Annotated in this window: 9 protein-coding genes; 4 read left to right on the forward strand and 5 right to left on the reverse strand. The window is 70.2% G+C overall.

All coding sequences use genetic code 11. The annotated features are described in order from the left end of the window. Window positions 1-65 precede the first annotated feature (65 nt). Window positions 66-992 carry a GNAT family N-acetyltransferase gene (locus tag ABZX12_RS38175; RefSeq protein WP_355700344.1) on the forward strand — a complete coding sequence of 309 codons (927 nt, stop codon included), beginning with the start codon at window positions 66-68 and terminating at the stop codon, window positions 990-992. Here ABZX12_RS38175 and ABZX12_RS38180 read toward each other — a convergent pair. Beyond that, the gene (locus ABZX12_RS38180) at window positions 974-2,338 is read right to left on the reverse strand and encodes an MFS transporter (RefSeq protein ID WP_355700345.1); all 1,365 of its coding nucleotides are present in this window, start codon (window positions 2,336-2,338) and stop codon (window positions 974-976) included. The two genes, ABZX12_RS38175 and ABZX12_RS38180, sit on opposite strands and share 19 nt — an antisense overlap. A gap of 54 nt (window positions 2,339-2,392) precedes the next feature. Between ABZX12_RS38180 and ABZX12_RS38185 the strand changes: the two genes are divergently transcribed. Then, the gene (locus ABZX12_RS38185; protein WP_355700346.1) at window positions 2,393-2,830 is read left to right on the forward strand and encodes a type II toxin-antitoxin system PemK/MazF family toxin; all 438 of its coding nucleotides are present in this window, start codon (window positions 2,393-2,395) and stop codon (window positions 2,828-2,830) included. A gap of 4 nt (window positions 2,831-2,834) precedes the next feature. On the opposite strand, the gene ABZX12_RS38190 is transcribed toward ABZX12_RS38185, so the two are convergent. Together ABZX12_RS38190 and ABZX12_RS38195 are read right to left on the reverse strand one after the other, a co-directional pair. Next, window positions 2,835-4,622 carry a VanW family protein gene (locus tag ABZX12_RS38190; RefSeq protein ID WP_355700347.1) on the reverse strand — a complete coding sequence of 596 codons (1,788 nt, stop codon included), beginning with the start codon at window positions 4,620-4,622 and terminating at the stop codon, window positions 2,835-2,837. A 112-nt stretch (window positions 4,623-4,734) separates the two neighbouring features. Further along, a complete protein-coding gene (locus ABZX12_RS38195) occupies window positions 4,735-5,253 on the reverse strand; it encodes a flavin reductase family protein (RefSeq protein ID WP_355700348.1) in 519 nt (172 codons plus the stop codon). 102 nt (window positions 5,254-5,355) lie between these two features. On the opposite strand from ABZX12_RS38195, the gene ABZX12_RS38200 reads away from it, so the two are divergent. Both ABZX12_RS38200 and ABZX12_RS38205 read left to right on the forward strand, forming a co-directional pair. Further along, the gene (locus tag ABZX12_RS38200) at window positions 5,356-5,649 is read left to right on the forward strand and encodes a hypothetical protein (protein ID WP_355700349.1); all 294 of its coding nucleotides are present in this window, start codon (window positions 5,356-5,358) and stop codon (window positions 5,647-5,649) included. After that, window positions 5,628-6,026: a DMT family transporter gene (locus tag ABZX12_RS38205; RefSeq protein ID WP_355700350.1), complete on the forward strand. Its 399-nt coding sequence runs from the start codon at window positions 5,628-5,630 to the stop codon at window positions 6,024-6,026. The genes ABZX12_RS38200 and ABZX12_RS38205 overlap by 22 nt, the downstream gene beginning before the upstream one ends. On the opposite strand, the gene mshB is transcribed toward ABZX12_RS38205, so the two are convergent. After that, entirely contained in the window at window positions 5,965-6,876 is a 912-nt protein-coding gene (gene mshB, locus ABZX12_RS38210; protein ID WP_355700351.1) for an N-acetyl-1-D-myo-inositol-2-amino-2-deoxy-alpha-D-glucopyranoside deacetylase, read from the reverse strand. The two genes, ABZX12_RS38205 and mshB, sit on opposite strands and share 62 nt — an antisense overlap. Before the next feature lie 58 nt (window positions 6,877-6,934). After that, a complete protein-coding gene (locus ABZX12_RS38215; RefSeq protein ID WP_355700352.1) occupies window positions 6,935-7,231 on the reverse strand; it encodes a LuxR C-terminal-related transcriptional regulator in 297 nt (98 codons plus the stop codon). Between the last annotated feature and the right edge of the window lie 234 nt (window positions 7,232-7,465).

A 7,465-nucleotide genomic window follows, 5' to 3' on the forward strand; every position in this document is an offset into this window, starting at 1 on the left:
CTCAGTGTCTCTGGTGTCTCTAGTATCACGGTAGTACGTCGCCCACTCTGCCAGGAGTCCGGATCGTGTCAGGCCTCAGTGCCCGTGATATCGGCCACCGTGTCGTCGTCCGGCACCGGATACCGGGCGGCCTGACCGACGTCATCGGCGTCCTGCAGGCCCGGACCCCCGAACTGGTCGCGGTCCGGCATGCCGACGGCACGGTGCACGAGATCCCGGCCGCGGACGTGACGGCCGCCAAGACGATCCCCGAGATGCCGCTCCGCCCGGTGGACGTCGACCAGCTCTTCCTGACGACCGCACTGGGCCGCCCGGCCGTCGAGACGGCGTACGTCGGTCACTGGTTGCTGCGAGCATCGTGCGGCTGGACCGGCCGCGGCAACTCGCTCCTGCCCGCGGGGGACCCCGGCCTGCCGGTCGCCGACGCGCTGTCCCAGGCCGAGGACTTCTACCGGGAGCGCCGTCTGCCGCCACAGGCCCTGGTCCGCGTCGACAGCCCCCAGGACAAGGAGATCCGTGCTCTCGGCTGGGTCGACGCCCGCCCGGAGCAGTCCGACGTACTCGTCATGCACACCACGCTGGATCACGTGAACGGGCTTCCCTGGCACGACGTCCAGCTGGCCGAGCAGCCGGACGACGCGTGGTATGCGGCTGCTTTCGAGGGCCCGGTGCCGGACGTGGCGCCGAAGGTCCTCGAAGGGGCGCCGAAGGCGATGTTCGCGTCGGTCGTCGTGGACGGGGTCGTGGCCGCGGTCGGGCGGGGCTCGATGACCGGGCATTGGCTGGGTGTGGATGCGATCCGGGTGGCGGACAGCTACCGGCGCCGCGGGTTGGGTACGGCGATCGTGCAGGGGCTCGCGCGCTGGGCGGGACCCCACGGCGGGCGGCGTACGTACCTCGAGGTGCTGCTGGAGAACACGCCCGCCATCACGACGTACACGCGTCTTGGCTACCGCGAGGCGTACCGGTACCGCTATCTGACCAGCCGGTGAGCCGCCGCCGCGCCGACCAGCGTCAGCACGAGAAACCCCGCTAGAACGACCGCCAAGGCGCCTCTGGGGTCGTCAGAGAGCGCAGCGTAGGTGGAACCAGCCAGTGCCACGCCAAGCGCTCCAGACAGCTGTGCGTTGGTGGCGACGACGCCCGAGAGGTCAGCCGCGTACTGCGCCGGCAGGCTGGACGTAACGGCCCCGATCAGCGTGTTGGCACTGATACCGAGCCCCAGCCCGCCGACACCGAGCAGAGCGAACAGAAGCGGGCCGCTGCGTCCGCCGAGCAGCAGATAGGTCAGGACGCTCAGGTAGCCGGCTCCCAGCACCAGACAGCCCACGACGGGCAGCCAGTGCGCTCCCCTGCGCAGCCTGGGGATGACAGGTCCGGCCAGACCGAACGCAGCCACCCACACGACCATGGCGAAGCCCGAGTACGCCGGGCCCTTGTGCAGGCCGTCCTGGAGGTACAACGCCAGGACGAACAGCAACGCGAAGTACGTCCCGCTGGTGCAGCCGTGGGCGAGCAGGCCGGCGCGGACGGCCGGGTTCCGGATCACCTGGCGCGCTACGAGCGGGCGGCCGCCGCGGGCGGCTGTGCGGCGTTCGCCGTACTCGAAGAGCGCCAGCGACGGGACGCTGAGTAGGAGGCAGACCCAGGACCAGGCAGGCCAGCCGCGTTCGGAACCGAGCAGGAGCGGCAGGACGACGAGCAGGACCGTTGCGGACAAGGCGAGTACGCCGCCGAGGTCCAACCGGTCGCGGTGGCCCGGCGGATCGGCCGGGAGCAGACGACGGCCGGCGACCGCGAGCGCGATGCCGATCGGGACGTTGACGAGGAAGATCGGCCGCCAGCCGGTGCCGAACAGGTCGGCCGCGATCAGGACGCCGCCGAGCAGCTGGCCGGCGACGGCGCCACCGGAGAGCGCGATCGAGAAGTAGCCGAGGGCCTTCAGGCGATCACGTCCCTCGAAGTGCAGCTGGATGCCGCTCAGGACCTGCGGAACCATCAGCGCGGCGCCTGCCCCCTGGACGAACCGTGCGACCACCAGCGCGCCGATCCCGGCAGCGAGACCGCAGGCGAGCGAGGCGGCGGTGAACACGGCGAGGCCCAGCAGGAACGTCCTGCGGTAGCCGAGCGACGCCCCGAGGCGGGCGCCGGTGATCAGCAGAACGGCGAACGCGACGACGTACCCGGAGACGACCATCCCGACCGCCCCGGCCGAGGCCCGCAGATCGGTACCGATCGAGGGCCCTGCGATGTTGGCCACCGCGGTATCGATGTTGGCCATGAACTGACCGATGAGCAGTACGGCGAGCACCGCTCCACGGTTACGGGTGATGAGCACGCCGATGGAACGTTGCGAGGCAGCCGAGATGTGAGGGAGCTACGCTGCCTTGCCATGGCGGATCACGTGGTGGAGCGGCCGGAGTACGCCGGGGACTTCGAGGGGACCGTGCGGGTGGAGTACACGCCGCACCCCGACGACGGGGTGGCGGATCCCGGCGAGATCGTCTGGACCTGGGTGCCGTTCGAGGAGGACCACAGCCGCGGCAAGGACCGCCCGGTGCTGGTCGTCGGCTGGGACGAGCCGTACCTGCTGGCGCTGATCCTGACCAGCAAGGACCACGACCGCGACGCCGCCGACGAGGCGCGCTGGGGCCGAGTGTGGCTGGACATCGGCAGCGGCGCCTGGGACAACGAGCACCGGCCCAGCGAGGTCCGGCTGGACCGCGTCCTGCGCATCGACCCGCAGCAGGTCCGCCGCGAGGGCGCGGTCATCGACGAGAGCGTCTTCGACGAGGTCGCGGCCGGACTGCACAACCTGCACCGCGGCTGATCGGTCAGCTGGGCGGGGGCGTGGTATTGGTCGCGCTCGACGGCTTCCGGCCGGGCGGAGGCGTCACCCCACCCGGCGGCGGCGTGACCACGGTGCCCGGCTTCGGACCGCAGCGGATGTCGTCGGCGGCGTTGTACTTCGTCGTGAACGACTCGGTCTTCTGCCGGACGCCGTTCTTCGCGAAGTACCGGTAGACGGTGATGTCGAAGCCCGGCGTCGGCGCCTGAGCCTCGCATTTGGGGTCGGTGTTGTAGACCACGCTCGGCTGCCGGAAGTTCGTCCTGGCCGACTGCCCGGTGGTGATGTCCCAGAACTTTGTGCCCCAGATGATCACCCGGACGCTGCCCTTGGTCCCCGGCGTCGAGCGCTTGAAGATCGTCTGCACCAGGATCCCGTGACCGGAGTCGTTGAGGAACTTCAGGTCGACCGACGGCCACGCGACGGTTGCCTCCCGGCCGACCGGGTAGCGGTCGATGTAGACGCTGTGCGCCTTGTGCGCGACGATCTTCAGCCCGGCGAAGAACGCGGCGTTGAAGGTCGTGGTCGCCGACTGCGACACACCGCCGCCGAAGTCCTTCTCGAACTTGCCGCCGCTGATGATGTAGCCCTCGGTGAAGCCGTTCTCCTTGGTGCGCTCACCGACGATCTTGTTCAGGCTGAAGGTCTCGTTCGGCTTCAGCAGCGTCCCGTTGATCTTCGCCGCCGCCGTACCGATGTTGATGTTGCGGTAGCCGGTGCCGTGCGGGAACTGGGTGGTGAAGTCGCCGATCTTCTGCGTGATCCCGAGCGCGGCCGCCTGCTCGGTGGTGAATTTCGCCTTGGTCGGCGTCAGCGGTACGGCGGCGCGCCGCTCACCGGTCGGCTTCGGCAGGATCGACAGGATCGCGGCACCGACCTTCGCCCGGTCGACCACCATGCCGTCGACCGCCGGGATCACCTTCGGGCCGGCGCCGACGATCTGCACCGTGGCGTCCTTCGGCAGCGTCTCCAGCGCCTTGAACCGCTCCTGGAACAGCGGCTCCAGCGCCTTCGTGCTCAGCGCCGGGATGACCTTGCCCTCCTGCACGCTGACGGCCAGCGCCGGGGCCAGCTCGGCCGGCTCCAGCTCGACCGACTTCGACCCGACGGTCAGCCGGATCGGGCCCGACATCGCCGGCTCGGCGAACTCCGTCATCGCCTTCTCGATCGCCTCGGGCGCGGCCTGCGGCTTGGTCACCTCGACCGGCAGCTCCTTCGGGGCGCCGTCCGAGGGGTACGCCGCGAACACCGCGCCGGCCGCCTTCGCAATGTCGAGCTGCAGCCCGTCGGCCGGCTCGTGCTTGACCGGCTTGGTGCCCTTGAACGTGATCGTGCCCTCGGTGGCCTTGCGGTTCACCTGGCCGGCCAGCTTGTCGACGGCCGCCTTCAGCTTGGCCTCGTCCTTGGTGACAACCGGCTCGACCGCGTCGCCGCCGGTCAGCGCGTGCCAGATCCGGCCCGGGGAGAGGCTGCGGCCCGCGCCCGCTGCGGAGACGGTCTTGTCCACGTCCACAGTGAGGCCGGCGTCGGCCGGCGCCACCTGGAACGTCGACCCGCCCGCCGTCAGCGCGATCGGCGCGGCAGCCCGGTCCTGGAGACCGGCGGTCAGCTTGGCCTTCGCGTCCTTCTCGGAGAGCCCGCCGATCGGGATCCCGAGCACGGTGGTGTCACCGGGAATCCTGTCCCCGGCGAAGGCGAACGCCGCGCCGTACCCCACGACGACTACACCGAGCCCCGCGGCGGCGATGATCCCCGCGAGCTGTTTTCTCCCCACCGGACAGAGTCCTCCTGCTCGAGCCTTGGTCAGGGCACAAGCGCACATCCTACGGGACGGTGCGGACCGCTCCGACCGTCGGGGCTGCCCCGCGATGCCCCGAGGGTAACGATCAGTTTCCGGGCAGTTCCCGGTAGTGACTGGAATGGTAAATCAGCGCGCTCGGGTCGCCCGGATCGCCCGATCCGAGGCTCAGCACCTCGCCCACCACGATCGTGTGATCTCCCCCGTCGTACGTCGCCCAGGTGCGGCACTCGAGCCACGAAAGGGCGCCGTCGACGGTCGGGCACCCGGTCTTCGGGCCGGCCGTCGTCCCGATGCCGTCGAACTGGCTGTACAGGTCCCGTCCGGACCGCGCGAACCGGTCCGCGATCGGCCGCTGCGTCCCGGACAGCACCGACACCGCCCAGTAGCCGCAGTCCAGCACGGCCGCGTGCATCCGGACGGCCTTGTCGACGCAGACCAGCACCAGCGGCGGATCGAGCGAGACCGAGGTGAACGCGTTCGCGGTCATCGCGTGCGCGACACCGTCCTGGAGCGTGCTCATGATCGTGATCCCCGTCGCGAACTGCCCCAGGGCAGCCCGGAAGTCCGCAGGCGGGACACTCCCACTCGACTCGGAAGAGGACACCTCAGCAGGTTATGCCCGGAGCCGGGTTGATACCTCAACCCGGTGTGTGGGACCGATCACGCCGACCGAATCAATGCCGCCGTCCGGGGTACCGGACCGTCGATGGTTGGTGACCGCGAACATCTCCGGCACCGCGCGGGGCCGTCGGTCCGGCTCGGTGCCGGGGCGCTGTTCGTCTCGGTGTCGTCGGTGCTCATCGATCTGGCCGGGACGACGCCGGGGACCGCCAGTTTCTTCCGTTGTGCGCTGTCGCTGCCGTTCCTCGCGGTCGTCGCGCAGACCGAACGCCGGCGGAGCCGCGCACCGGAGCGGACCGAGATCCTGCTCGGTCTGCTCGCCGGCGCCTTCTTCGCGGGGGGCAGGGCGGACGGCCGGTGCAGAACTACTTCGTCGTGATCGCCTCGGCCGGCGTCGTCTCCCTCGCCGCCGGAGCGCTGTGGCGCGGCGTAGACCTCACGCCGGGTCTGCGGGTGATCGGGTGGCTGCTCGGCGTCGCCGTCGCCGGAACCGTCGTCGGGTGGCTGCTCGTGGCGACGTACGCACCTCAGCTCCCCAGTCACGTCGGGGCGGCGCTGCTGATGCTGACGCCGGTCGGCGCGCTCGTGCTCAGCGCTGTCGTGCTGCACGAGCGGCCGACCGTGCTGCAACTGATCGGTGCGGTGCTGATCCTGGCCGGGGCCTACTTGTCCGCCAACCGGCTCGGCCGCCGGCTCAGAGGCCGGCGAAGAGGTCGTGTTCGAGGCCGTCGGAGTCCGGGGCCGCGGTGCCCTTGACCAGGCGGTACGGCTCGGAGCTCCAGATCTGGTTGCCGAGGTTGTTGGACAGCGCGAAGAACGGGCCGTCGACGGTGATCTGGGTGGCGTGCGCCTTCATCGCGTTCATCTTCCGGTCGATGAACTCCTCGCCCTCGACCACGCAGTCGATCAGCCGGTCCGGCGTCACGAACGGACCGAGCGGGCCCTCGGGGTCCAGGCCCTCGAACGTGGTGGTGTCGCCGGACTCGCGCAACAGCCGGAGCTGCTGGCGCATCCGCGACTCGGCCATCGCCGTCCAGTAGATCTTCGAGATGTCCCACGCCGGTCCGAGGTCCTCACGGTACGACCGGGCGGCGGCCAGGTCGGCCGCGTACGTCGCGACCCGGTGGGCCTTGATGTGGTCCGGGTGGCCGTAGTTGCCGTACTGGTCGTAGGTGACCAGGACCTGCGGGCGGATCTCGCGGATGATCGGGACCAGGTCGTCGGCCGCGCTCAGCAGGTCGGCCTGCCAGAAACTGTCCTTGCGGGTCTCCGGCGGGACGTCCGCGTTGCCCGCGTCGTTGTAGATCATCCCGGTGTCGCGGTACTTGCCCGGGCCGCCGAGGAAGCGGTGGTCGGTGACACCGAGCTCGGCCATCGCGTTCGCGAGCTCACCGATCCGGTGCTCGCCGAGGCCGTCGGTCTGATCGGCGGCCAGGTGCGACAGCTCGGGGACGAGGACCTCGCCCTCCTCGCCGAGGGTGCAGGTGACCAGGGTGACGTGGGCTCCCTCGGCGACATAGCGCGCCATCGTCACACCGTTGTTGATGGTTTCGTCGTCCGGGTGGGCGTGCACCAGCAGCAGCCGGCGCTCAGCAAGCTCAACCATGCCGAAAGCCTACGTCGGGCGGCGGACAGTTCGGGATACGGAATTTTCCCGACACCGGTCAGCCGAAGCGCCGGACCAGCAGGCACCCGGCCTGGAACCGGGACTTGGCGCCGAGGCCGGCGATCAGCGCGCTGATCTCGGACCGGATGGTGCGCAGCGACAGACCCAGCTCGTGCGCGATGGCCGCGTCCTTGGCGCCGGTCGCCATCATCCGGCCGATCGTCACCTGGCGGCTGGTCAGCTCGTTGACCGCGGACGGGTCGCGGCGGCGGGAACCGAGCTCGTACACCTCGCAGACGACGTCCGGCGCGAAGTCCTCTCTCCGCACCACCGGCACCGCCGGGTAGACCGACATACCCACTCCTCCCCAGAGTTCAGGACAAGGATTCTCGTCGCCGGCCGAGAGCGGTCGCCAGGTACAACCCATACAAACGACCCATACAGTTCCGGACAGTTCCGGACAGCAGGAAGGGGGGGGGGGCGGGGGGGGGGCCGCCCCCCACGCCCCCCCCCCCCCCGGTTGGATTTTGCGCGTGGGTTTGAACCAGGGCCAGAACCCCGCGCCCCCGGGCGGGGGGGGTTAGCGGGT

The organism is Kribbella sp. NPDC003505, from assembly GCF_040610875.1.
Classification (GTDB): Bacteria; Actinomycetota; Actinomycetes; order Propionibacteriales; family Kribbellaceae; genus Kribbella.

Bases quoted from the DNA above. Each gene is read 5' to 3' on its own strand.
- ABZX12_RS38185 (WP_355700346.1), top strand. From the start codon at position 2,393: ATGGCGGATCACGTGGTGGAGCGGCCGGAGTACGCCGGGGACTTCGAG.
- ABZX12_RS38200 (WP_355700349.1), top strand. From the start codon at position 5,356: ATGGTTGGTGACCGCGAACATCTCCGGCACCGCGCGGGGCCGTCGGTC.
- mshB (WP_355700351.1), bottom strand. From the start codon at position 6,876: ATGGTTGAGCTTGCTGAGCGCCGGCTGCTGCTGGTGCACGCCCACCCG.
- ABZX12_RS38215 (WP_355700352.1), bottom strand. From the start codon at position 7,231: ATGTCGGTCTACCCGGCGGTGCCGGTGGTGCGGAGAGAGGACTTCGCG.